The following is a 24553-nucleotide window of genomic DNA, read 5'->3' as shown; positions in this document are numbered from 1 at the left end:
GCATACATAAGTATGTGACTCAGGTTAGCGAACGCAGCCAACAACGCCACAGTGTGAAGTATGACGAGGTTATTCGTCGTCGTAAGCTGGCCCCGCATAATTATCAAACCTCGACCACTGCCCATTAAACGTCAGCCTCACCGTCCCTATCGGGCCGTTACGCTGTTTACCTAAAATAATTTCCGCCACCCCTTTGAGGTCGCTGTTATCATGATAGACCTCGTCACGGTAGATAAACATGATTAAGTCGGCGTCTTGCTCGATGGAGCCTGATTCACGTAAGTCGGAGTTTACTGGTCGTTTGTCTGCTCGTTGCTCCAAGCTACGGTTTAACTGGGAAAGCGCCACTACTGGCACGTTTAATTCTTTTGCTAACGCTTTGAGAGAACGAGAAATTTCAGCGATTTCTAATGTACGGTTATCGGACAACGCGGGCACACGCATTAACTGAAGGTAGTCGATCATAATCAGGCTTAGCCCACCGTGTTCGCGATAAATTCGGCGAGCACGAGAACGAACTTCCGTTGGTGTTAACCCCGATGAGTCATCGATGTACATATTGCGTTTTTCCATCAATATGCCCATGGTACTTGAGATACGCGCCCAATCCTCATCATCAAGTTGCCCCGTACGAATACGAGTTTGGTCGACGCGAGACAGTGACGCGAGCATACGCATCATGATCTGGTTGCCGGGCATCTCCAAACTGAAGATAAGCACCGGTTTTTCTTCTGTCATCGCGGCGTTTTCACACAAGTTCATCGCAAAAGTGGTTTTACCCATGGATGGACGTGCTGCAACAATAATCAAATCTGAGCCTTGTAACCCCGCAGTTTTCTTATCTAAATCTTGATAGCCCGTGGAAACTCCGGTGACACCATCATGAGGCTGCTGATAAAGCTGTTCGATTTTCTCAACGGTTTCCGACAAAATCGCTTCGATCCCTTTCGGACCTTCATCTTTATTCGCGCGCGACTCTGCAATTTGGAAAACTTTGGTTTCCGCGAAATCGAGGAGATCTTCACTGCTGCGGCCTTGTGGGTCATACCCAGCATCAGCAATATCATTGGCGACGGAGATCATATCGCGCACAATGGCACGTTCACGGACGATATCTGCATAGGCGTTGATGTTCGCCGCACTTGGGGTGTTTTTCGATAATTCAGCTAAGTAAGCAAAGCCCCCAACGCTGTCCAATTCCCCTTGCTGTTCGAGGGATTCTGACAAGGTGATCAAGTCAATAGGCTTGCCCTGCTCAAGCAGGATTTGCATTTGTGCAAAGATAGTACGGTGAGGGCGACTAAAAAAATCCGCTGATGTAACACGCTCGGACACCGTATCCCAACGTTCGTTGTCTAACATCAGTCCCCCCAATACAGACTGTTCCGCTTCGATAGAGTGCGGCGGAAGTTTTAAGCCTTCCATTTGCTGATCGCGCGGTGGGTTTGTCTTGTAATCTGAGGAGGGTTTTTTAGCCATACTTGAAATATCCACGTCTATAATTAACCAACAGTTAGTATACGCGAATCTTAGGTGTCATGTGGCGTCTTTATTGTTATCTGCACAAGATATTATTGCAGGCACAATCTTAACGCAGCGCACAAACCGATAATTCTTCTCATTAAAGCATCGCGTTATGATGGAGCAATTGATACTGTTAATAAAAACAAACTCACTCATTGGAGATGATCATGGCAAAACGTATTGAATTTTCGCAACATGGTGGTCCTGAAGTTCTCAATTTTGTCGACTATTCCCCGAATGCACCGGCTGAAAACGAAATCCAAATCGAAAACCGTGCAATTGGTATTAACTTTATTGATACCTATGTACGTAGTGGACTGTATCCAGTTGCAAGTTTGCCATGTGGGCTTGGCACAGAAGCGGCGGGTGTAGTGGTTAAAACTGGCTCCCAAGTCACAGGTTTCAAACCGGGTGATCGCGTTGTTTACGCACAAGGTCCTCTAGGCGCATACAGTGAAGTTCATAATGTGCCCGTCAATGCCGTGGCACACTTACCTGACGGCATCACCTTCGAACAAGCAGCAGCCTGTTCGCTTAAGGGTATGACGGTTTACTACCTGCTCAATCAAACCTACCAAGTTCAAAAAGATGAAGTTTTCTTATTCCACGCTGCAGCAGGTGGTGTTGGTCTAATTGCTTGCCAATGGGCAAAAGCGTTAGGCGCGAAAATGATTGGTACCGTTGGCTCTGAAGAGAAAGCGCAGCGTGCGAAAGCCGCAGGCGCATGGGAAGTCATTAATTACCAAACCGAAAATATTGCTGAGCGAGTAAAAGAAATCACTCACGGCGAAAAAGTGAATGTCGTGTATGACTCCGTAGGTCAAGCGACGTGGTTGGCGTCTTTAGATTCACTGAAACGTCGCGGTTTGATGGTGAGCTTTGGTAATGCTTCTGGAGCCGTAACTGGGGTTAATTTAGGGATCTTAAATCAAAAAGGCTCTCTGTATGTTACCCGCCCATCACTAGGTGGCTATGTTACTAATAGAGAAGAGTTAGACCAAGCCAGCAAAGCCCTGTTTGACATGATTTTAAGTGGCAAAGTGAATGTGGATGTGCCAGCATCCCAAATTTTTGCACTGAAAGATGCCCAAAAAGCCCATCAAACACTGGAACAACGTAAAACCCAAGGCTCAAGCTTGCTCATTCCTTAATTCATAAAAAAGCGCCAGCTATCAATAACTGGCGCTTTTAAAATTCTAACAACGGCAATTTTTACGAGCTTCAGTTGCACTAATTAATAGTGCCCTTTGCGTGCTTGCTGCTCTTTGTAGATCTGCTGGTTCTCTTTAATGGTGTTTAGCACCGTTCCCTCATAAGGATCTTGCTTTGGTGGTTCTCGCATCTGCCCACCTGACCCCGAACATCCAGCAACTAACAGCAGCAAAGAGGTTGCGATTAATGTTTTCATCTGATTCTTCCTCATTCATTAATGAGTTTTATCATAGCATGCAGATAATCCTATTCAGCCCGCATCAACCAAAATCGCAATTTCATTTAAGTAATATTTACTCGCCACGAGTCACAAACGCGAGAGCTTGTTCAACCACTGATAAGTCGGCACCTTGTTTATGGGCGTTTTCACTTAAGTGGCGACGCCATTGACGAGCGCCCGGAATGCCTTGAAAAATCCCTAACATATGGCGAGTCATATGCCCTAAATAAGCCCCGTTAGACAGCTCTTTTTCGATGTATGGATACATGCTACGAACAGCGGCAACGCTATCGACAATTGGCATTGTTTCATCAAACAATTGATTATCTACTGCGGTTAAAATTGACGGATTTTGATACGCTTCACGACCCACCATCACGCCATCTAAATGTTTTAGATGCTCTTTAGCTTCTTCGAGAGTTTTAACTCCCCCATTGATAGCCATAGTGAGATGCGGGAAATCACGTTTTAATTGGTATACGCGAGGGTAATCCAGCGGGGGAATTTCACGGTTTTCTTTTGGGCTTAATCCTGATAACCACGCCTTGCGAGCATGAATAATAAACATGTCACAGTCCCCTTTTGTGGAGACGGTATCAATGAATTCGCATAAAAATTCGTAGCTATCTTGCTCATCAATCCCAATACGTGTTTTCACCGTCACAGGAATAGACACCACGTCACGCATCGCTTTGACACAATCTGCGACCAGCTGAGCATCCGCCATTAAACATGCACCAAAACGCCCGTTCTGCACGCGGTCTGATGGACAACCAACGTTCAGGTTGATTTCATCGTAGCCACGTTCTTGCGCTAATTTTGCGCATTGCGCTAAAGCCGCAGGGTCACTGCCGCCCAATTGCAAAGCAACAGGATGCTCTTCTTCACTGTAAGCAAGATAATCGCCTTTGCCATAAATGATCGCCCCCGTCGTCACCATTTCGGTGTACAGCAACGTATTTTTCGTTAATAAGCGATGGAAATAACGACAATGACGGTCGGTCCAATCAAGCATAGGCGCAACCGAGAAGCGGTTAAGATTTTTGTAACCATCTGTTGTTGATGGTGTATTTTTTTCTATCGTTTGATTTTGTTGCATGTTGGTCTTTTGGCGTTGATATCGAATTTAAGGCTTATGCTGTTGTGAAATAGCAAAAGAAAGCCGCATTTTAACAGCTGGCTTTCTTTTGTCATAATAAACTGTGCGGATCATTTTCGAGGAATTAAGCAACTTTCTGGGATTTTTGTTTTAATAATGTTCTATCGATATTCAAATAATTAAAAAGCAAGAAGACGTTGGCTGGATTTCAACCTCATGGGCTCATGGTAAATACTTTATAAAATGCAATGCCTGTGCCAGCAATAATCCCAATAAACCATTTTAAATTAGCGGATTGCATATCCTTAATCTGGTTAAGAACTGATTGTTCTGATCTCAAAATAGACTGAACTAATATATTATATTTATCATCTATCTTTTCTTGCAAAGCATCGCATCGAATATCCATTCTTGCTTGCAAAGCATTACATCGTTCATCCATTTTCTCTTGCAAAGCACTACATCGTTCATCCATTTTCTCTTGCAAACTGTTGCATCGTTCATCCATTTTCTGTTGCAAACTGTTGCATCGTTCATCCATTTTTGTTTGTAAGGCATTACACCGTTCATCCATCCTCTCTTGCAAAGCATTACATCGCTCATCCATTTTTATTTGTAAAGCATCTATTTTTTCTTGCAAAACACCACACCTATCATCCATTCTTGCCAAAGCAGAATCATGCTTATCATCCAGTTTTTCCTTCAGAATTTCATGATTGCTATCTACTTTGTTCGTGATATTCGTTATGTGGTTTTCTAGTGTGGCTTTTAGGGTATTGTAAGCCCCCATCCCTTGGATAACCCATTGCAATTGTGCGCTCTCAGGTAATGCCTTTTCCGGTTTTTGGCCTTCGTACATGTAAGGTTCCTTATGCGTTTCATGAAAAAAATAGAAAATATTCGCACTCCAATACTTTCTGAATTTCTGAATATAACGCATATAGAAAAACACTTTTTCCGAATAAAAATTAGCAAGCTAATCATTGAGTTAATAAGAATAAACAGACTGAAACCAGACGCCCTTTTTATCAACAATAAAAAAGGCGTTTATGGCTTAGATTTTTTGAAGGGAAATTTGACCGAATGTCATAAAAATCAGTGTATTTCCTGCAACGCCACGATAAACACCTTGCTGTTGATTTAGCTCACATGCTAATGCAGCGAGTTGCCATGCATCATACTCTTCGATATCACTCACGCGGGAAGTCAGCAAGCTATTATCTTGGCGCTCGCCGTAGGCTTTAACCGCAATCGCATCCTGCATTAATGATGGGTCAATAGAGCTATTCGCCCAGCCCCACATCCAGCTCCCCACATTTTGATCATAAGTACCAACTATTTGCACAGGTGCCGTCACCATTATATTGTCCGGCGCATGAAAAATAATGGTGCCTTCATCTTGATCCACTGACCAACTGGCTTCATCCAGTTTCCAATTATCGCAATGGAACTGGTTTTTCAATTGCAGGGAATTCATGCTGCGTTCAATTAATGCCTCGTAAGGCATCTGTTCTAATTCACTGTTCATGTTAAATACAATTCCGTTAGCCAATATTTTTCAGTGCGTCGATAACCATTTGCCAAAACTTATCGCGGTCTAATTTCACAGCAACCTGCGTATGGCAATCCGCTGGGGCTGGATGGCGAAAATCTGCCACCGTCATACCGAGAGTCAGCGTTCCCGTTAATTCGATATCCACAGGGACTTTCTGGGTAGTCATCACTGACGGGTCAATCACGTAGGCAACGGCACAAGGATCATGCACCGGCGGTGCATCAAAGCCCTGAGCCTGTTTATACATTTTGCCGAAGAAATCCAGCAATTCGACGACAAACTGCGAGCATTTAGTATCAATTTCGGCAATTTTCGCCACCACATCTGGCGTTGCCAATGCTTGGTGAGTGAGATCCAAACCGACCATCGTTAACGGCCACTTTTCATTAAAAACGATATGTGCCGCTTCTGGGTCTATTTTGATATTAAATTCCGCGACTGGGCTCCAATTTCCCACATGGTAGCCCCCGCCCATCAACACCACTTCCTTCACGCGCTCCACAATCCGAGGTTCTAATCTTGCGGCTAATGCGATATTGGTCAGCGCCCCCGTAGGCACTAAAGTAACGGTTTTTGGTGGGTGGGACATAATCGTATCGATGATCAAATTCACCCCATGGCGTTCATCCAACGCTAACGCTGGTACTGGAAGTTCAGGGCCATCCAACCCAGAATCTCCATGAATATCGGGTGCCACTTCCACTTCACGCACTAATGGGCGCGCAGAGCCTGCTGCAAAAGGAATACCGCGAATATTCGCCATTTCAGCAATAGCGCGGGCATTACGGGTGACTTTTTCGAGAGTTTGGTTGCCTGCAACCGTGGTGACGGCGAGTAAATCGATGTCTGGATTACCGTAAGCCAGTAGCATAGCGATGGCATCGTCATGCCCTGGGTCACAGTCTAAAATAATCTTTTTCGTCATAGGGTTGCCTTATCGTCAATCGGGATCCACATTTCGCGGATCCCAATTTAGCTATCTCATTCGGCAAAATCTATGCTTGATGTCTGAATACGATGAAATTTATTTCAAAACATGCGCATACACGCGTTTTGGCCCATTTTCATTTTTCGAAATATAGACCCCTTGCAGCTCAGGTGCAAAGCCCGGCAAGGCATTAATTCCTGCTTCCAGTGCTTTAAAATACTGAAGAACAGGACCCGACCACACCTCCCCCGGCACGACACACAGCACGCCCGGCGGATAAGGCAACGCCCCTTCTGCAGCAATACGCCCTTCTAGTTCATCCAGAGGCAGTAACTCCACATTGCCACGAATAAACTCCAGATGTGCCTGTTGTGGGTTCATTTTCACCACAGGAAAATGCGCCTTACGGAACATCTCTTTTTGCAGCTGTTTAATATTAAAATCCACGCTTAATTGATGCATTTCTTGGCATAATCGACGCAAAGTATACCCTTGATACTGTTCCTGATAACGCTGATACACTGACGGTAATACGTCTTCAAATAACGCGTCTTCATCCAGAAGCTGCTCGAAACGCACTAAATGAGAAACCAGCAGTTCGAGCTTTTCACGCGATTCCGCAGGGGTTAACAAGAACAAGATGGAGTTCAAATCGCATTTTTCAGGGATAACGCCGTGTTCACGCAGGAAATGCGCCAAAATTGTTGCCGGAACCCCGAAAGATTCATACTCCCCACTTTCGACATCAATCCCCGGTGTCGTTAGCATCAACTTGCACGGGTCAACGAAATATTGATCCTGCGCGTAGCCATCAAACGCGTGCCAACGTTCTTTCGGAATAAAATTAAAGAAACGCTGTTCCGACGCAATTTGCTCGGTTGGGTATTCATGCCACGGCTTGCCATCCACTAACTCTGGCACAAACGGTCTAAAGTAACGGCAGTGCTGAATAATGGATTTTCTAACCTCAATTCCTTGTCTCACACACTCCATCCACATCATTTCCCCCGCTTCCCCTTGGTGCATACGCGCATTCACATCCAGTGAAGCAAACAGCGGGTAAAACGGGCTGGTAGAGGCGTGCATCATAAACGCGTTATTCAGTTTCTTATGGGAAACAAAGCGTTCTTGGCCTTTGATATGGTTATCTTTTTTATGGATCTGTGACGCTTGGGAAAAGCCCGCTAACTGTTTGTGAACCGATTGAGTCACCATAATACCGGGGTCATTCTCGTTCAGTTCCAGCAGTAACGGCGAGCATTGGCGCATCATCGGAATAAACTGTTCGTAACCCACCCACGCGGAATCAAACAGAATGTATTCGCAAAGATGCCCTATCTTATCCACCACTTGCCTCGCGTTGTAGACCGTGCCGTCATAAGTCCCGAGCTGGATCACGGCAAGACGGAACGGTTTTTCTGCCTGTGCTTTTTCAGGCATCACGTCGCTCACCGCGTTTCTTAAGTATTCTTCAGTAAAACAGTGGGCATCAATCCCACCAATAAACCCAAATGGGTTACGAGCTGTTTCCAAATAAACGGGTGTTGCCCCAGCTTGGATCAGGGCGCCATGATGGTTAGATTTATGGTTATTGCGGTCAAACAGCACTAAATCACCCGGTGTTAATAAGGCGTTCAGAACGACTTTATTGGATGATGAAGTGCCATTAAGCACAAAGTAGGTTTTATCAGCATTGAACACTTTCGCCGCGAATTTTTGTGCTTCTTTGGCTGCCCCTTCGTGGATCAGCAAATCCCCCATCGCCACATCGGCGTTGCACAAATCGGTGCGAAAGAGGTTTTCACCGTAGAATTGGTAGAACTGTTCGCCCGTTGGATGACGACGGAAAAATTGTCCACCTTGGTGCCCGGGGCAGGCAAACGTCACGTTGTGACCCGCTGCATAATCCATCATTCGCGCAAAGAATGGCGGTAATAACTGTTCAAGGTATTGGTTTGCAGCATCCCGTAATTGGCGGCTATTCTCTTCACGCGCAGCAGGCGCTGGCGGTAATAATGCGGTCAAATAGTCAGGCATTGGTTCATTGTCTGGTAGCTGCTTGTCACTAATGACAAACAGCGGAATACTGAGTTTACTGTCTGCAACTCTCTTCCACAGCCCTTGGTTGGCATCTTGTTCAGAGAGCACAACCGCAGCGATATTATTTAACTGTGCATCGCGAATATCTACCCACTGGAATTGACCCGTAAAATAGATAGCGACCCCCTGGCTACATGCCACATTGATTTTCTTCATAGCAGTCTGGCTCTTGGTTAGCTGAGGTAAAGAGGGGCTCAATATACTTGATAGATACTGAGATTGAAATAGTCAGAATTAATGCAAAATTATTCAGTTTTTCCTAGGGTGAATATTTTTTATAACTCACTGGTTAATAGTATAAAAATTTCCGGATAACCTCACCGGCTTTTTAGCCATAAACCATGAAAAATAGATTATTTGCAGATTAACCGACCGAAGCAGACAATAATGACAGTGGATCAGTCGGTTAATTTTTCAGGACGACGAGGTTACTTGTTTCTTTCCACGTACAGGGTTTGAGATGGATATGCAAAGTCCGCATTGTGACGCTTAACTATCTCAATAATTTTCAAATAGACCGCTTGCTGTGCAGCCAGCCATTCAGCCCATACGGTGGTTTTCGTAAAGCAGTAGACCATAATATTCAGGGAAGAATCCGCAAACGCATCGAAATAGACCAGCAAGGTTTGCCCTGTATCGATATTTTCATCTTGCTTTAGCATGGTGCGAATATCTTCCACAATCGCGCTAACTTTGTCGGAATCTTCATAACGTAAACCGATTTCCGTTTTAATTCGTCGGTTGGTCATGCGCCCTGGGTTTTCAACGCTAATGGAAGAAAACAGTGAGTTGGGAATATAGAGCGGGCGATGGTCAAACGTGACAATCTTGGTGATCCGCCAGCCAATCTCGACGACTGTTCCTTCAATATTTCTATCTGGCGAACTGACCCAATCCCCAATATTAAACGGGCGGTCGAAATAGAGCATGATCCCTGAGAAAAAGTTACTCAGAATATCTTTACCCGCCATACCGATGGCGATGCCGCCAATGCCTCCAAATGCCATCAATCCTGACAAGCTCATACCAAAATGTTCGCCAAATAACAGCATAATGATGACGATGACCGCGGTCTTAAATACGCGCGCAATAATCCGCGCGGAAGTTGGGTCACTGCCTTTTTTAATCTGTTTCTTCTCTAGGCGGTTAACCAACTGGAAGAATTTTCGCGTGATAATCAATGCGATCGTCGATATGGCGACTAAATTAATCAGTGGTGTTGAAATAAAGGTTAAATCAAAGTCACTCGCTGCCATATCCACCGATTGAGCTGCGACTAACACCATCACGCACAGCACCACGGTTTGAATAACATGAACCAAAATGCTTTTTCGCTTATGTTTGTGCCGCTTGTGTAAAACTTCAAAAAGCAAATACAACGCTAAACAGACGGCAATGATGGTCATGCCAATGGCATATTTTTCAAGTAATGCTTCTATCATGTTTATTGCCCTAAACTGACATTAAAAACTAATTTGCTGTGTAAAATATAACACTCTAAATAGTGAGTGAATAACTGCTAAGATAACAATTATTCACCTAGTTATCTCAATAATTATCAATTACTTTTTAGGTAATCCAATAATGAATAGCGCCTATTTTTCGCCTAAAGAGCAAGAGATCAACAATGTTCTATTGCTCTCCCCTCATCGCCGATATCTCTATTTTGTTGGCAAAGTTGCTGATTGGGAACAGGTTTGGACATTAGCTAACCATGATGGATTAGTGACCGCGCAGAATGATGACCACTGCTTATTTTTACCGCTATGGGCTGCGAAAGAGTACGTAGAACTGTGTTTGACGGATGAATGGGCAGAATGTTATCCGCTACCGATGACACTAGAACATTTGATGACAGAAATCTTACCGGATATGGCAAGTGCCAATATTCAAACGGCAATCATGATGTTACCGAATGGGAAAAGCACTCCTATATTTGATGCGCAAAGCTTACTTGATGACTTACAAGAAGAGTGTCAACAATATGAATAAAAGGCTGCTCAACGGCAGCCTTAGTAAAAAAGTTACTGCTCTACACCCGTTGTCACCGTAAATTGACGGTTTTCTCCGGCTTCTAGCCAAATCAGCGTCTGGTTATTTTTAGCGGCAATAAACCCTTCTGGGCGGCAGGTTGCTGGTAACACAAATGCCCCCACTTTTTGATCGCCATTATATAAAATCCAGCGTGTCGCATAATTTAGCTCATTCGATTTAAAACGAGTTACAAAGGTATTGCCTGCTGGTGACCGCATTTTAAATTCAGGACTGGCAGTGTATTGGCTCAAATTATCCATAAAGAAGACAATCTCAGGGTCACACATCTGCGGCTGATTTAATTGATTTAGCGTCACCTCTCCAGACTTGAGCGCTTGGTTAAAATCGAGCCATTTTTGAGTTGGGTGTACATGCCCCGGAATAGACTCCCGCAACTTAATTGCCTGCTCAGGAATATTTTGCGTCAAGGTGGCATCATCCACATAGGCGTAGTTCATATGGCACATATATTGAAGCGGCATTGGTACAGACGCTAAGTTAGTCACTGACATGTGGATATCAAACAGTGCACTATCCGCATTTAATTGTACGGATGGCGCAGCACGATAATGGTGACCAAAGCCCATCACATACTCATATTCACCGCACACTTTAAGGCTGGTTTCAGTCAATTCAAGCCATGCGCTATCCATTGGTGCGCAAGGCATTTCCCCGTGTAATGGGTGATTATCTTCTGGCGATGGGCAACCATTACTAATTAATCCAGAATGGAAAGCGAAGCAGCCATAGGTTTCAATGACTGTAGGGACAGGCTTGGGTTCTAAAAACATATTTTCCATTTTCAGGTTTTGCCCGCAAAACTCAGCATCCCAAATCATCTGCCCTAAAAATGGCAAAATGGTTAAGTGCCCCTGCGAGTTTTCAACACGCAGCCCTTGCACACCAGATTGATAGACAAATGCGGAAACGGAAAACTGGCTATTTTTCAGAACTAAGGTCGGTTTTTCCGTAAATAAGCGTTTATGTAACGGGATAATTGTGTTCATTGTCATACTCACGGTTTGAGGTAAAGAGGGGTAGGCACAGCGCCTACCCTGAGCAATAGCGAATTATTTGGCTTGTTGTTTCGCTTTAAAGCGACGTTCGCCGACGAAATAGATGCCCACGTAGACGAAGCACAGCATTGAGACTAAGAAAGAGAGCTGCAGAGAATGAGTGATATCCGCGACATAGCCTTGGATTGCAGGTACAACTGCCGCACCAACAATCGCCATCACAATCACCGCACCCGCCATTTCAGTATGCTCGTTATCGACGGTTTCCAAAGTGCCCGCATAGATAGTTGCCCAGCATGGTCCAAATAGAATGCTCACTAATACCGCCGCATACACTGCGGTGAAGCTTGGCATAAAGGCCACATACACTAAGAACAGTACACCGATAATGGAATAGATAATCAGGACTTTATCGGCATTAAAACGGGTCATTAAGATGTTGGCAATAAATTTACCGATAAAGAAACAAGCAAAGCTGTACACCATGAAGTTAGAGGCATCACGCTCGTTGATATCCCCCATTTCCAGCGCTAAACGGATGGTGAACGACCAAACAGCAACTTGCATTCCCACATATAGGAACTGGGCGATGATCCCTTTTCTAAAGCGACTGTTTTTAGCTAAATATTTTAAGGTATCCAGTGCAGAAGGACGTTTATGTTCCGCAGTTTCTGCCACTTTACATTTCGGGAATTTCGTCAGTAAAAACAGGATCATCACCACAACCAATACCATGATCATATAACGGTATGGTTCAAGGGTGTTTTCCAGCATGGCTAAACGGAATTCATGGATTTGAGTTGCATCCATTCCTGCCATTTGGCTTTGCAGGCTTTCCCCTTCGGAGAAGACCAAATATTTACCTAATAAGATCCCGCCAGCGGCACCGATTGGGTAGAAGGTTTGGCTGATGTTCAGACGCAGAGTCGCGTACTGTTTTGGACCAATCATCGAACTGTAGGTATTCGCTGCGGTTTCAAGGAAGCTTAAACCAATCGCGATAGCAAAAATCGCCGCCAAGAACATGGTGTAAGTCGCCATATGAGACGCAGGGAAGAACATGGAACAACCCGCGATATACAAAATAAGCCCAATCATAATCGCGTATTTATAACTGGTTTTTTTGATAACCAAAGAAGCTGGAATGGCAATCAAGAAGTAACCGCCGTAGAACGCACTTTGCACTAATGCAGAAGCAAAGTTACTGAGTTCAAAAACGCTTTTAAACTGTGTGATTAAAATATCGTTCAATGCAGCTGCGCATCCCCAAAGCGGGAATAAGCAGGAAAGTAGGATAAATTGGAATATAGGTGTCTTATTCAGGTACCCATCAGGTAACTGAGTTATGTTTTTGATGTTCATATTAACCCTTAATAATTTTTATTATATTTTTAACCGGCTAAACGGGCTTTTTTGCTCTAATGGCAACCTTCATTTCAACCGGTCATGCTCAACATCGTTCAAATTCAGAGCAAATATTGTGGGTACAGGTAATGCTTCTGGCGCTTGAAAGATGGTTAATACTAATTATTCAACTGCACATTATTTAACTGCACAAACTCACTGAACTGCTCGATACTTGGGTAAGAAGATTGCGTGCCTTTTCCCGTTACGCTAAAGGCTGAAAACAGAACCGCTTTTTTCATCGCCTCTTCGATATTGCCGGTGTGAACATAGTAATGAGAGAAGCAACCAATAAACGCATCGCCAGCCCCGCTGGTATCAATCGCGTTCACTTTGATAGCCGGAATGAACAGTTCGCTTTCACGAGTCATCCATAACGCACCTTTATCACCTAAAGTGACAATCAGGTTTTTCAGGCCTTTGTCTAACAGGGATTGTGCAGCACGACGCACGTTATCCATGGTATCCACTGGCATATTGGTCAGAATTTCTAACTCAGTTTCATTCGGTACAAAGAAATCACAACGGCATGCGTAATCTAAATCCAGTGCGCGTTGTGCCGGCGCTGGGTTAAGTAACACAGGAATGTTGTGCTTATTACCAAAGGCAATCGCGTGGTAAACCGTTTCCAGCTGCACTTCCAGCTGCAATACGATCAATTTGCACTTTTTCAGATCTTCCGCAGCGCGGTCGATATCTTCAGGGGATAAAAACTTATTCGCCCCTTTGACGATCAAAATACTGTTCGATGAGTTTTGATTAACAAAAATCGGCGCAACACCACTGGAGGTACACGGTACTTTTTCCACATAGCGGGTATTGATGCCATAAGACTCAAGGTTACGAATGGTGTTATCCGCAAAAATATCGTCGCCTACTTTAGTGAGCATAATAACTTTGGAGTTTAATTTTGCTGCGGCAACAGCTTGGTTTGCCCCTTTACCGCCACAACCGATTTTGAAGGCTGGGGCTTCGAGGGTTTCCCCTTCTTTAGGCATTTGATCAATGTAGGTGATCAAATCGACCATGTTTGAACCGATAACTGCTATATCCATAATGTCCCTCGTGTTAAATAAATCACATAATGATATAATCCTAACATTATCATGTTGCAAAAATATCATTTGTGATTAGGATCTCGAATAACGAATGATCAAGTGTTATATCTGCCACATTTCCTCATTCTTTGTTACCTATTCCACATCTATTCTGAAAACGTCATATAGGAAGGTTTAAATGCAAGATTTAGCGAAATATATTGATCACACTTTATTGGCTGCCAACGCAACAGTTAACGATATCAAAACGTTATGTACAGAAGCGGCTCAACATCACTTTGCTTCAGTGTGTGTTAACACTGGTTATGTCCCATTGGCAAGCGAATGTTTAAAAGATAGCGATGTGATGGTGTGCTGTGTTGTTGGTTTCCCATTAGGCGCATGTTTAACAGAGGCTAAAGCGTTTGAAGCCGCTGAAGCTGTTCGCCGTGGTGCCGATGAAGTGGATATGGTCATCAACGTAGGTATGCTGAAAAGCGGTGATTTAGACTTCGTTCGTCAAGATATCGAAGCCGTTTTTGCGGCCTGTGGTAAAGCAACACTGAAGGTGATCCTAGAAACTTGCCTGTTAACTGATGAAGAAATCACACAGGTTTGTGAAATTTGCCGCACAATTAACGTTGGATTTGTGAAAACTTCAACAGGATTCAGTACAATGGGTGCCACTGAGCATCACGTCGCTTTAATGCGTAAAGTGGTTGGCAATGAAATTGGCGTCAAAGCATCCGGTGGTGTACGTACGCGTGAAACCGCAATTAAGATGATTGAAGCTGGTGCTAACCGCGTTGGTGCAAGCGCGAGTGTCGCTATTGTGACTGGAGAAAATACCACTCCAAGTGACTACTAAACAACGGGGCGCGGTTCGTCCGCGCCATCATAAAAAGGATTGCAGGGTGATAGAAACTAAACAAAAAGAACGCCTTCGCCGATTAAGTGAATGTATTAAACGTTCAGGACGCATTCATCTTAAAGAAGCCGCGAGAATACTTGAAGTCTCTGAAATGACCATTCGTCGAGATCTCAATGCGGATACTGAAGGCCCTATCCCCATGTCACTGCTTGGTGGCTATATTGTTTCTGTCACTCAACCTACTGCTTTAGCCCCGCACGAACCCCATGCCGATGTTTTCACACCCGATCAAACTGAAGAGCTGTATATCCCTAATTTAGCCGCCAGTATGGTGAGTGAAGATGATGTGATCTTTTTTGATAATGGCATCGAAATGGCCACCTTGATAGCGTTGATCCCTGAAGAAATCAGCTTTACCGGCATTTGTTATTCCCATAACGTTTTTCTCGCCTTGAGCCAGAAAAAAAATGCCACAGCACTGCTGTGTGGTGGGGAATATCGCCCCAAAAGTGATTCGTTTTACAGCCCTACGCTGCCCTCTTTACTCGATTCCATCAATCCCAAAAAAGCCTTTATGTCTGCCACTGGGGTTCACAGCGCCTATGGGGTGACTTGCTATAATCTCGATGATTTACCGATGAAAAAGAAAGGCATGGAAAAATCGATTCGCAAGATTTTATTAGCGCCTTATAACCTGTTTGATGAAGTGGCGACCGCCAATATGGGCGAACTGTCCCAATTTGATGTGATTGTGACAAACCGACAGCTAAGTGATGAATACGAAACTTACTGTCGCAATGGGTTTGTGAAAGTGATTTACTAACCTGATACTATTCATTCGAACAAAATCGACACGTTTTATCCCGTGTCGATTGCTTCAACACTAAATCCGCACCGTCAAATAATCTTCCGCTATCTGTGTTTCAGGAAACTCAGCTTGGCACTCCGCCAGTAAACGAGGAATATCCTCTGTGCCATAGCGCCCGCTGAGATGCGTCGCGATAAACCGTTTTACCCCCGCTTGCTTGGCAAGCTGTGCCGCTTGGCGGGTTGATGAGTGTCCGTGCTCATTGGCTTTCGCTTCTAGCGCCACTTCTAACGTAGTTTCGTGCACCATAACATCAGCATTTTTCGCCAATAAAAGTGCTTGTGGGGTTGGGATGGTATCCCCAAAAATTGCGACCACTTTACCTGTGACTGGCTCACCAAGATAGTCGGCTCCATTCACAGTGCGACCATCTTCTAACTCAATAACTTCGCCCTTCTTCAGCGCCTGCATCCAAGGTCCACGAGGGATCTCATCTTGCTCCAGTTTTTGCACATTTAGCGCCCCCGGTTTTGGATGTTCTTCAATACGATAGCCATAACATTCTACGCGGTGATCCAATCGATACGCTGTGACAATTAGCTCCCCATCATCAAATAATTTACCTGCTTCAATTTCTACAATCTCAAGAGGATAAGTCATGTAGGAGTCGCTCACTGATAAAACAGTTTCCACATACTGCTTCAGCCCTTTCGGCCCATATAGCGTCAAGGGATCCGTCGTTCCCCCCATAGAGCGGCTACAGAGCAATCCCGGCAACCCAAAAATATGGTCACCGTGTAAATGGGTAATAAAAATCTTCTCGATCTTGGGTGTTTTAAAGGGACTGTTTAAGATTCGGTGCTGAGTCCCTTCGCCACAGTCAAAGAGCCAGTAGCTTTTACGGATACCGACTAAATTTAATATCATGCTGGTGACATTGCGCTCTTTTGTTGGCACACCTGCGCTAGTACCTAAGAAAGTCAGCTCCATCATAATTCCTTGTTTTATCGTTGTTATTCTTTAAATCTGTCTGATTTTATCCCAATCCAACCCAAATTTGGCTAAATACTTTCGCAGCCTATCTGCATCATTCGGCTGTTTTTTCTGTTGGCGAGACACCGCAAACAACGTGCGCCCAGCTTCAGACAAAGAAGATGATTTCCTGCACACATCCAGTACTGTGGCCAACTGCTGCTGCTCAAATAGGTCGATTTCCCCCACTTGTTCAGGAAGTTGTCGCTTAAATTTTGGCTGCCACTGCTGGCTTAAGCGCTGAATTTCTTCCTCTACCACTGACTGGGTGATACGCCCATGTTCCGCGAAGGTTGCCATACGGGAAATTGAAGCACCTAATTCACGGAAATTACCACGCCATGCGGCTTGAGGGGAGCAAGCAAACTGAACATAGTGTTGACGTGCTTCTCTATCAAAGCGGATTTGGCTCTGCTCCGCTTGGCAGAATTTTGCCAATTCATAATCGATATTCGGCTCAATATCTTCACGGCGATCCGCCAGCCCCGGCAACGCAAATGTCCACATATTAATACGGGCGAATAAATCTTCGCGGAATTTTCCCTCTTCCACCCACTCGGTAAGGTTGCGATGGGTTCCTGCAATCAACTGGAAATCGCTTTGAATTTCACTGTCTGACCCGAACGGAAAAAAGCTTTTTTCTTCAATAGCTTTCAATAGCATTGCTTGCTCATCAAGACCCAATTCGGCAATTTCATCCAAAAATAAAATTCCGCCATCAGCTTCTTTCAATAGCCCTTGGCGTGGATTAAGCGCGCCCGTAAATGCGCCCTTCACATGCCCAAATAACGTAGACATTGCATTATCACCACGCAAAGTGGCACAGTTGATCTCCACAAAACGCCCTTTAACTTGGTGGCGTCCTTGGCGCAATTGATAAATTCGCCGAGCGAGAAAAGATTTCCCTGCACCCGTAGGGCCATTGAGCAAAATCGGTGCTTTAGAACGCAGTGCCACGCGCTCAATTTGCTCAATCATGGCATTAAACGCCCGATTACGGGTGGCGATACCCGCCTTTAAGAACGCCAACTGAGTCTGTTGCTGGTTCTCAAAACGGCTGGTGATCTGCGCATAACGGCTTAAATCGAGGTCAATTTCCGCATACATACCCACCGGATCGGTTTCCCGTTCCCCACGAGTCGGTGAAGTTTGGATCAATTTTGCGGGCAAATAATGGGCTTCAGTTAGTAAAAACCAACAGATTTGCACCACGTGGGTGCCCGTGGTGATATGCACCAAATACTCTTCGTTTTCCGTATCAAAAGGATAGTCTGCGGAAAAATCCAGCAGTGAAGTGTAGACCTCTTCAAAATCCCATGGATCCGCAATATCCACTTCACGCAGCACCACCTCAGTTTTCGGCGATGCCTGCTCAATATCCTCTTTCACACGGCATGCTAACGAATAGTCATTCACCTGGTGGATAAGCTCAAAGCGGTGAATATCTAAATCTGCTTGTTGGCACAGCCCCACAGTAGGGCGCCATTTTTTCCAGCGATTGGCTTTTTTACCACGTCGGTCGAGCACGGTACCCAATACGCCAATAACCACTTTTCTTTTTTGATTCATATTATAAATATTTATAAAAGGCGATATAAAAATATATAAATAAGCATAAGTCATTCTGCCTAACAATGGCACCAAAAAAATCATCGAAACAATTAATTGTTAAATATCAATAAATTAAAAACATTTAATGGCATTTATAAAAAGTTGGCACGCATCTGGCTATAGTCTGATTGTCCACTACCGGAATTTGTCAGAACTTCAGTTCTACCGGTGCAGACATGGTGGCTAGCCCCACTGCATGGTCTGTATTCCGCCGTTAGTAAGACCTATCTGGTAATAGCATGCGCTATCGGGTTCGAGTCCCGACATTCAAAACCAAATGAATAAAACGTGGTTGCCGTTTCGCCACACAGTGTTATCCGAGTCATCGTACCGGGCATTGAGCAGAACAGTAGACAGCCGTAAGGCGCTCGATTGTTTCCCTCCTCGCTTCGTCGATGATTTCGATAACACCTCTATAAATAAAAAGGAAAATAACAATGACAAAAATTAACGTGGCACAGGGATACATTGCACTGACTTCAAACAAAGGCGATTTCAAGCAACTGTTCGTGGCTGGCGAACATCGCCTCAATGATTGGTTTAATAAACTGACAGTTTCACTGTTTGAACTGAATAATGACCCAATTGAAGAGAAACTTGCTGAGCATTTACGCCAGTTTCATCCTGATTGGGTTGAAGAATACTGCGTGAACATCACTCTCGCAGACGATGAAATGGGCTTTGTTTATTTGCATAACAGCCTAGCGGAAATTTTAGCGCCCGCGACGCGCCGACTGTACTGGAAAACGGGCAATACGTTGCGCATCGAAACCCAATTGACGGACGATGTCGTTATCAACCCAACATTGCTGGCGCGTTTGGCAGGTAAAAAACGTATCAAAGGTACCGATTTGGCGTTAATCAGCCAAGTTCCTGCATGGCATGTCGGTATCTTTAAATTAGACGGCGAGATCCAATCGATTTTACAACCCGGCACTTACGGTTACTGGAAGATTTGTCGTAAGCCTGAAGTGGACGTGATTGATACGCGATTACAGGCCTTGGAAGTCAGCGGTCAGGAAATCTTGACCAAAGATAAAGTCACTTTGCGTGTTAACTTATCGGCAAACTGGCGCTATGCCGATATTTTGTTGGCGTTATCCAAATTGAGCCAACCCGTGGATTATTTATATCGCGAGCTGCAATTTGCCCTGCGTGAAATTATCGGCACACGTACCTTAGATGAACTGTTGGAAAATAAGCAGTTAATCGACCAGCTGATGATGGAGCATGTGGTACAAACCGCCCTCACCTTCGGTTTAGAAATCGATAGCATTGGTGTGAAAGACATTATTTTACCCGGAGACATGCGTACCATCTTGTCTCAGGTTGTAGAAGCCGAAAAATCGGCGCAAGCCAACGTGATCCGTCGCCGCGAAGAAACCGCTGCCACGCGCTCACTGTTAAATACTGCCAAAGTGATGGAAAACAATCCCGTTGCCTTGCGTTTAAAAGAGCTCGAAACCTTAGAAAGTATTGCACATAGAATCGACCAAATTTCCGTTTACGGTGGATTGGATCAAGTATTAAACGGATTGGTAAAAATTAAGGAATAACAATGAATAACAATAACTTTAACCAAATCATGCAACCCAATAGTGCGCCAGTAAAAATGTGGACTCACGGAGTTCCCGTTGATCCTGCGGCAGTAACCCAGTTGCAAAACACGGCAAAAATGCCGTTTATCTTTAAACATCTAGCAGTGATGCCAGATGTGCATGTAGGTAAAGGTTCCACCATTGGGAGCGTAATCCCAACTAAAGGGGCGATTATCCCTGCGGCGGTTGGTGTGGATATCGGGTGTGGGATGATTGCGGTGCGTACATCATTAACTGCATCGGATTTACCCGATAGCCTGCAAAATATTCGTTTTGCCATTGAAGCTGCGGTACCTCACGGACGAACCACCCATCGACACGGTCGAGATAAAGGCGCTTGGCATCGTGCCCCTGATATTGTGGATACCCACTGGACGCAACTGGATGAAGAGTTCAAACGCATCTGCGATAAATACCCAAAACTGCGTGGAACTAACCATTACAATCACTTAGGAACGTTGGGAACGGGAAACCACTTTATTGAGCTGTGTTTGGATGAGCAAGACCGCGTTTGGGTGATGCTACATAGCGGGTCTCGCGGTGTGGGAAATGCGATTGGTAACTTGTTTATTACCTTAGCGCAAAAAGATATGCAGCAGCATATCGCCAACTTACCAGACCGTGATTTGGCGTACTTCCAAGAAGGAAGCCAATATTTTAACGACTATATGGAAGCCGTAGGTTGGGCGCAGGATTTTGCTCGCCATAACCGTGAAGTGATGATGCACCGCGTACTGGAAGCGCTATCGAAAGAAATCACCAAACCGTTTATGACCCAGCAAGAAGCGGTAAACTGCCACCATAACTATGTGCAGAAAGAGCAACATTTTGGTGAAGAGATCCTAGTAACCCGAAAAGGGGCGGTATCTGCCCAAAAAGGACAAATGGGGATCATTCCAGGTTCAATGGGAGCCAAAAGCTTTATTGTTCGCGGCCTTGGAAATGAAGAGAGTTTTTGCTCATGTAGCCACGGCGCAGGACGTGTAATGAGCCGAACAGAAGCTAAAAAACGTTTTTCAGTGAGCGACCAAAAGATAGCGACGGCGCATGTTGAATGTCGAAAAGATAGCGATGTAATTGATGAAATTCCAATGGCTTATAAAGACATTGATGCAGTTATGGCAGCCCAATCGTCGCTAGTAGAAATTGTGCATACGCTACGCCAAGTGGTGTGTGTGAAGGGGTAATTTTCCCCAATTAGGCGTTCAAATGGAAAATAGCTGCATGGAAAAAATAAGTGATGGCGTATCCATGCTTATGCAAGAAAGGATACGTGAAACATTAAGCGAGATAGAACGCACTCACCAAATCAAAATATTATTTGCCTGTGAATCCGGTAGTCGTGGTTGGGGATTTGCCTCGCAAGACAGCGATTATGATGTGCGCTTTATCTATGTGCATTCACTTGAGTGGTACCTAACACTCGATAGAAAACGTGATGTGATAGAAAAGCCGATTGATGACGAGCTAGATGTATCGGGTTGGGAATTATCAAAAGCCTTAAAACTGATGCGTAATTCCAACCCCGCATTAATTGAATGGTTACAATCACCGATTGTTTATCATAAAGATGAGGGCTTTTTTACTCAGTTAGCATCTCTGGCTGAACAATTTTACTCGCCGTTAAAAGCGCGTTATCACTACCTTTCTATCAGTAAAAGGAACTTACACTCTGATTTTAAGGGCGAAGAAGTGAGATTAAAAAAATACTTTTATATCTTACGATCAGTATTAGCCTTGCGATGGATAGAGAACCATAAAAATATGCCACCGATGGCTTTTAGTGATTTAGTCGCAGCATGTGTTAGCCAAAAGGATGTATTAGCAGAAATTAATACGCTGCTAGAGATAAAAGGTCGAGGCAAAGAAAGCCTTTATGGTGCGCGCAGACCCGCTATTGATGCATTAATCCAAGAAACGATAGACAACATGGAACGCTACCAATTTCCAGAGCCGTCTTGTAGAGATAGTCGCCTGTTAGATGCGTTCTTACAGAAAACCATCTTAGAATTTAGTGCTAAATAGCATTTTTCGTTATCAAACAAAGGGCATCGATTTCGATGCCCTTTTCACTATTCCACACTATTTATCGCCAATTCTCACTTTTCACCACGGAATATTTCCCGGCACCGAGCAAAGCAATCGCCAGCGCACTTACAAAGAAATAAACGATACTCTCAATCGCCCATGCCCCTGTTTTATCCAGTAAAAACGTTTTATCTAATCCCACCATTAACCATGCAACAACCATCGTGAACGCCACTAATAACGCAGATGGCCGGGTTAAAATACCCAACACAATAAAAATAGGGGCAACCACTTCACCCAAAATTGTGCCGTAAGCAATAAATTCAGGTAAACCATAAGAGGCTAACAACCCTTTGATGCCACTCGCACCTGTTAGCAACTTGCTCATTCCGTGAAATAGCATTAACCCACCCACCGCTAAGCGCAACAGCAATTTTCCTGCGTCTTCATGTGACAAACAACGATTGAAAAGTCCGACCATTTTGCACCCCATCTCTCTACGTTATGTTACTTATCATTATGGTTCAAAAATCAGAAATGAGAATTGTTTTAATTTTCATTTTATTCATCTATATCAAGGTAATTTTAGTTATTTTTAATCCACTATTTCTTATTCAAAAATAGCGTTTATGCTCTCTTTTTTTGAACTAATTTTTTGAACCCCCACAACTCAATGTGCAGTTAAATTGAAAAACATCCCATCAAAAATTAACCACATAATTAACAATGCTAATCACTCAATAAATTTTTAATTAATTAAACAAAAATATTCGAAAAAAATAATACTCCTTTTGCTTGTTTAAACATTGAAGATAAATAAAAACAAAAAATTCCAGAATAAAAATAAAATATAAAAAAACCAAGAAATAAAATCTTCCTTATATTATCTATACTTAACTAAGTAGCATCACTCATTACAAGCAAAAAAACAGTACATAATATAATTAAAAATAAAAAATTCAGATTTTTAATCTGAAAATTTAAAATCATTGGCTTTATAAACCTAAGAATTCCACTTTACATATCTTGAAGATCTTTAAACCTTGTCTAAGCTTAAAAAGCTAGCCAATTCTGGTTAGCGAAAAAAATCACTTATTTTAATTAATCGAGAACCTCGATGGGGTTAATTATGCCTAGACATATACTTTCTCTATCAATACTGTCCTTATCCGTATTATCTGGCTCAGTAATTGCTGCCACAAATAGCCCTGGAGGTATTATTTCTTTCTCCGGTGCAATTAGTGATACTACCTGTACGATTAATGGTAATAACAGCGCTGATATGTCGATTGCTTTAGATCCGATTATATCTTCTGATGCAGGAACAACGGCAAGTACCGTTATTACAAAAAACCAAAAAGCCTTTGGGCTTACCTTTTCAAACTGTGCAATTGTTGGTGGAGGTACACCAGCAGGAACATTAAAACTTCACTTCTCTTCAAGTAATATTTCGCCTTCAGGCCTGTATTTAATGAATACAACAGTGAACGAAAATGATCCGGCCGTTGCTCGTAACGTGGGTTTTAGCTTGTCACAGACTGGATCACCAACCGTTGCTATTCCATTAAATACGACCTTTGATACTCAGTTAACCGCAGCCAATACCACTTCAGCTGCGGGTGCAACATTGAACTTAATTGCTAGCTACTACAAAACAAATGCGACTGCCGCATCTGTCGGTGCGCTGCAATCAAACGTTGTTTATACCGTTTCATATCTATAACAATAAACTCAAGCTAGGTTCCTCTGAACCTAGCTTTTAGTGAGAATTTATTATGAAAATAAAATTATTATTCTTACTTCTTTTATTATTTTCTAAAGAAACATTTTCAAACGTTATTATTACAGGAACAAGAATTATATATCCTGAAGATGCACAAAGCATGTCCGTGCAATTAACTAATAACAGTAAAACACCGTCATTAGTTCAATCTTGGATTGATGATGGCAATATAAATTCAACGCCTGAAAATTCAGATGCACCGTTTTATCTTTATCCTCCTATTATCAAAATAGAGGGTTTGCAAGGTCAACAATTAAAAATTAAAAAAACAGATAGAAAACTTCCAGATAATATTGAAAGTGTTTTTTATTTAAATGTCCTAGATATTCCTAAAGCGCCAGATTCAATGAAAGGAAAAAATGTCATTCAATTAGCGGCGCGTTCAAGAATAAAATTATTTTATCGACCTAAGGGATTAACTGAATCACCTGAAAATATCACGGACAATATTAATTACCAGCTAAATAATAACGGTATTGTCGTGAATAATAATTCCCAATACCACTTTACAATTGCTGCTATTACAACGCCTGAAGATAAAAAAACAGCGCTTGTTGATTCAGAGATGGTTCCACCCCACACATCCAAAACACTGCCGTTAAAAAAGCAGTTAAAAGGTAACAATCTTATTCTGACATATGTTGATGATTATGGTGTTTTCAAATCTAAAAACCTTCAGCTTTAACAGAAGAA

Annotated in this window: 23 protein-coding genes; 9 read left to right on the top strand and 14 right to left on the bottom strand. The window is 43.4% G+C overall.

From position 1 onward, the window contains the following. Positions 1-69: 69 nt before the first annotated feature. Positions 70-1479 carry a replicative DNA helicase gene (dnaB, locus tag PR799_RS13145; protein WP_036955040.1) on the bottom strand — a complete coding sequence of 470 codons (1410 nt, stop codon included), beginning with the start codon at positions 1477-1479 and terminating at the stop codon, positions 70-72. Positions 1480-1691: 212 nt separating this feature from the next. Here dnaB and PR799_RS13140 point away from each other — a divergent pair, with 212 nt between their 5' ends. Then, on the top strand, positions 1692-2675 hold the full coding sequence (locus PR799_RS13140) for a quinone oxidoreductase (protein WP_036955043.1): 984 nt from the start codon (positions 1692-1694) through the stop codon (positions 2673-2675). 83 nt (positions 2676-2758) lie between these two features. Here the strand turns inward: PR799_RS13140 and PR799_RS13135 are convergent, their stop codons facing one another. The 7 genes from PR799_RS13135 to PR799_RS13105 form a co-directional block, all read right to left on the bottom strand. Continuing rightward, positions 2759-2932: a hypothetical protein gene (locus PR799_RS13135; protein WP_195848207.1), complete on the bottom strand. Its 174-nt coding sequence runs from the start codon at positions 2930-2932 to the stop codon at positions 2759-2761. Between the two features lie 97 nt (positions 2933-3029). Beyond that, complete coding sequence (gene dusA, locus PR799_RS13130; RefSeq protein WP_154626151.1) at positions 3030-4055, bottom strand: tRNA dihydrouridine(20/20a) synthase DusA; 1026 nt, start codon at positions 4053-4055, stop codon at positions 3030-3032. 214 nt (positions 4056-4269) lie between these two features. Then, positions 4270-4914 carry a hypothetical protein gene (locus tag PR799_RS13125; protein ID WP_272522352.1) on the bottom strand — a complete coding sequence of 215 codons (645 nt, stop codon included), beginning with the start codon at positions 4912-4914 and terminating at the stop codon, positions 4270-4272. Between the two features lie 195 nt (positions 4915-5109). Beyond that, complete coding sequence (locus tag PR799_RS13120; protein WP_272522351.1) at positions 5110-5583, bottom strand: DUF6882 domain-containing protein; 474 nt, start codon at positions 5581-5583, stop codon at positions 5110-5112. A 16-nt stretch (positions 5584-5599) separates the two neighbouring features. After that, positions 5600-6535, bottom strand: a complete 936-nt coding sequence (gene uriH, locus PR799_RS13115; RefSeq protein ID WP_272522350.1) for a uridine-preferring nucleoside hydrolase UriH — start codon at positions 6533-6535, stop codon at positions 5600-5602. 99 nt (positions 6536-6634) lie between these two features. Then, positions 6635-8794, bottom strand: coding sequence for an ornithine decarboxylase (locus PR799_RS13110; protein WP_272522349.1), 2160 nt, complete (start codon positions 8792-8794; stop codon positions 6635-6637). 272 nt (positions 8795-9066) lie between these two features. After that, positions 9067-10080 carry a mechanosensitive ion channel family protein gene (locus PR799_RS13105; RefSeq protein WP_272522347.1) on the bottom strand — a complete coding sequence of 338 codons (1014 nt, stop codon included), beginning with the start codon at positions 10078-10080 and terminating at the stop codon, positions 9067-9069. 142 nt (positions 10081-10222) lie between these two features. Between PR799_RS13105 and PR799_RS13100 the strand changes: the two genes are divergently transcribed. After that, on the top strand, positions 10223-10630 hold the full coding sequence (locus tag PR799_RS13100) for a DUF2750 domain-containing protein (RefSeq protein WP_154626163.1): 408 nt from the start codon (positions 10223-10225) through the stop codon (positions 10628-10630). 32 nt (positions 10631-10662) lie between these two features. Here PR799_RS13100 and PR799_RS13095 read toward each other — a convergent pair whose 3' ends face one another. The 3 genes from PR799_RS13095 to rbsK form a co-directional block, all read right to left on the bottom strand. Beyond that, on the bottom strand, positions 10663-11679 hold the full coding sequence (locus PR799_RS13095; RefSeq protein ID WP_272522344.1) for an aldose 1-epimerase family protein: 1017 nt from the start codon (positions 11677-11679) through the stop codon (positions 10663-10665). 63 nt (positions 11680-11742) lie between these two features. Beyond that, a complete protein-coding gene (gene fucP / locus PR799_RS13090) occupies positions 11743-13050 on the bottom strand; it encodes an L-fucose:H+ symporter permease (RefSeq protein ID WP_006658295.1) in 1308 nt (435 codons plus the stop codon). Between the two features lie 161 nt (positions 13051-13211). Continuing rightward, positions 13212-14147 carry a ribokinase gene (gene rbsK / locus PR799_RS13085; protein WP_272522342.1) on the bottom strand — a complete coding sequence of 312 codons (936 nt, stop codon included), beginning with the start codon at positions 14145-14147 and terminating at the stop codon, positions 13212-13214. Between the two features lie 181 nt (positions 14148-14328). Here rbsK and deoC point away from each other — a divergent pair, with 181 nt between their 5' ends. Together deoC and PR799_RS13075 are read left to right on the top strand one after the other, a co-directional pair. Further along, entirely contained in the window at positions 14329-14997 is a 669-nt protein-coding gene (gene deoC / locus PR799_RS13080; RefSeq protein WP_272522341.1) for a deoxyribose-phosphate aldolase, read from the top strand. A gap of 46 nt (positions 14998-15043) precedes the next feature. After that, positions 15044-15823 carry a DeoR family transcriptional regulator gene (locus PR799_RS13075; protein WP_272522340.1) on the top strand — a complete coding sequence of 260 codons (780 nt, stop codon included), beginning with the start codon at positions 15044-15046 and terminating at the stop codon, positions 15821-15823. A gap of 60 nt (positions 15824-15883) precedes the next feature. Here PR799_RS13075 and rnz read toward each other — a convergent pair whose 3' ends face one another. Next, a complete protein-coding gene (gene rnz / locus PR799_RS13070) occupies positions 15884-16798 on the bottom strand; it encodes a ribonuclease Z (protein ID WP_272522382.1) in 915 nt (304 codons plus the stop codon). 30 nt (positions 16799-16828) lie between these two features. Beyond that, positions 16829-18409: an RNA repair transcriptional activator RtcR gene (gene rtcR / locus PR799_RS13065; protein WP_272522339.1), complete on the bottom strand. Its 1581-nt coding sequence runs from the start codon at positions 18407-18409 to the stop codon at positions 16829-16831. Positions 18410-18888: 479 nt separating this feature from the next. On the opposite strand from rtcR, the gene PR799_RS13060 reads away from it, so the two are divergent. The 3 genes from PR799_RS13060 to PR799_RS13050 are packed head-to-tail and all read left to right on the top strand — an operon-like array spanning position 18889 to position 22074. Beyond that, on the top strand, positions 18889-20007 hold the full coding sequence (locus PR799_RS13060) for a slipin family protein (protein ID WP_154626169.1): 1119 nt from the start codon (positions 18889-18891) through the stop codon (positions 20005-20007). Positions 20008-20009: 2 nt separating this feature from the next. Further along, positions 20010-21236: an RtcB family protein gene (locus tag PR799_RS13055; protein WP_272522338.1), complete on the top strand. Its 1227-nt coding sequence runs from the start codon at positions 20010-20012 to the stop codon at positions 21234-21236. 22 nt (positions 21237-21258) lie between these two features. After that, a complete protein-coding gene (locus PR799_RS13050) occupies positions 21259-22074 on the top strand; it encodes a nucleotidyltransferase domain-containing protein (RefSeq protein WP_442959921.1) in 816 nt (271 codons plus the stop codon). A 61-nt stretch (positions 22075-22135) separates the two neighbouring features. Here the strand turns inward: PR799_RS13050 and PR799_RS13045 are convergent, their stop codons facing one another. Further along, on the bottom strand, positions 22136-22558 hold the full coding sequence (locus PR799_RS13045; protein ID WP_006663313.1) for a DoxX family protein: 423 nt from the start codon (positions 22556-22558) through the stop codon (positions 22136-22138). 648 nt (positions 22559-23206) lie between these two features. Between PR799_RS13045 and PR799_RS13040 the strand changes: the two genes are divergently transcribed. Next, on the top strand, positions 23207-23800 hold the full coding sequence (locus tag PR799_RS13040) for a fimbrial protein (RefSeq protein ID WP_006663314.1): 594 nt from the start codon (positions 23207-23209) through the stop codon (positions 23798-23800). Positions 23801-23852: 52 nt separating this feature from the next. Continuing rightward, complete coding sequence (locus PR799_RS13035) at positions 23853-24545, top strand: fimbrial biogenesis chaperone (protein ID WP_272522337.1); 693 nt, start codon at positions 23853-23855, stop codon at positions 24543-24545. The last annotated feature ends 8 nt before the right edge of the window (positions 24546-24553 follow it).

Origin of the sequence: Providencia sp. PROV202, assembly GCF_028479565.1 — a bacterium.
GTDB classification, from domain to species: Bacteria; Pseudomonadota; Gammaproteobacteria; order Enterobacterales; family Enterobacteriaceae; genus Providencia; species Providencia zhijiangensis.
Note: the sequence above shows the minus strand (reverse complement) of the source record. Positions and strands in the feature narration are given on the sequence as shown.

Bases quoted from the DNA above. Each gene is read 5' to 3' on its own strand.
- dnaB (WP_036955040.1), bottom strand. From the start codon at position 1,479: ATGGCTAAAAAACCCTCCTCAGATTACAAGACAAACCCACCGCGCGAT.
- PR799_RS13140 (WP_036955043.1), top strand. From the start codon at position 1,692: ATGGCAAAACGTATTGAATTTTCGCAACATGGTGGTCCTGAAGTTCTC.
- PR799_RS13135 (WP_195848207.1), bottom strand. From the start codon at position 2,932: ATGAAAACATTAATCGCAACCTCTTTGCTGCTGTTAGTTGCTGGATGT.
- dusA (WP_154626151.1), bottom strand. From the start codon at position 4,055: ATGCAACAAAATCAAACGATAGAAAAAAATACACCATCAACAACAGAT.
- PR799_RS13125 (WP_272522352.1), bottom strand. From the start codon at position 4,914: ATGTACGAAGGCCAAAAACCGGAAAAGGCATTACCTGAGAGCGCACAA.
- PR799_RS13120 (WP_272522351.1), bottom strand. From the start codon at position 5,583: ATGAACAGTGAATTAGAACAGATGCCTTACGAGGCATTAATTGAACGC.
- uriH (WP_272522350.1), bottom strand. From the start codon at position 6,535: ATGACGAAAAAGATTATTTTAGACTGTGACCCAGGGCATGACGATGCC.
- PR799_RS13110 (WP_272522349.1), bottom strand. From the start codon at position 8,794: ATGAAGAAAATCAATGTGGCATGTAGCCAGGGGGTCGCTATCTATTTT.
- PR799_RS13105 (WP_272522347.1), bottom strand. From the start codon at position 10,080: ATGATAGAAGCATTACTTGAAAAATATGCCATTGGCATGACCATCATT.
- PR799_RS13100 (WP_154626163.1), top strand. From the start codon at position 10,223: ATGAATAGCGCCTATTTTTCGCCTAAAGAGCAAGAGATCAACAATGTT.
- PR799_RS13095 (WP_272522344.1), bottom strand. From the start codon at position 11,679: ATGAACACAATTATCCCGTTACATAAACGCTTATTTACGGAAAAACCG.
- fucP (WP_006658295.1), bottom strand. From the start codon at position 13,050: ATGAACATCAAAAACATAACTCAGTTACCTGATGGGTACCTGAATAAG.
- rbsK (WP_272522342.1), bottom strand. From the start codon at position 14,147: ATGGATATAGCAGTTATCGGTTCAAACATGGTCGATTTGATCACCTAC.
- deoC (WP_272522341.1), top strand. From the start codon at position 14,329: ATGCAAGATTTAGCGAAATATATTGATCACACTTTATTGGCTGCCAAC.
- rnz (WP_272522382.1), bottom strand. From the start codon at position 16,798: ATGGAGCTGACTTTCTTAGGTACTAGCGCAGGTGTGCCAACAAAAGAG.
- rtcR (WP_272522339.1), bottom strand. From the start codon at position 18,409: ATGAATCAAAAAAGAAAAGTGGTTATTGGCGTATTGGGTACCGTGCTC.
- PR799_RS13060 (WP_154626169.1), top strand. From the start codon at position 18,889: ATGACAAAAATTAACGTGGCACAGGGATACATTGCACTGACTTCAAAC.
- PR799_RS13055 (WP_272522338.1), top strand. From the start codon at position 20,010: ATGAATAACAATAACTTTAACCAAATCATGCAACCCAATAGTGCGCCA.
- PR799_RS13050 (WP_442959921.1), top strand. From the start codon at position 21,259: ATGGAAAATAGCTGCATGGAAAAAATAAGTGATGGCGTATCCATGCTT.
- PR799_RS13045 (WP_006663313.1), bottom strand. From the start codon at position 22,558: ATGGTCGGACTTTTCAATCGTTGTTTGTCACATGAAGACGCAGGAAAA.
- PR799_RS13040 (WP_006663314.1), top strand. From the start codon at position 23,207: ATGCCTAGACATATACTTTCTCTATCAATACTGTCCTTATCCGTATTA.
- PR799_RS13035 (WP_272522337.1), top strand. From the start codon at position 23,853: ATGAAAATAAAATTATTATTCTTACTTCTTTTATTATTTTCTAAAGAA.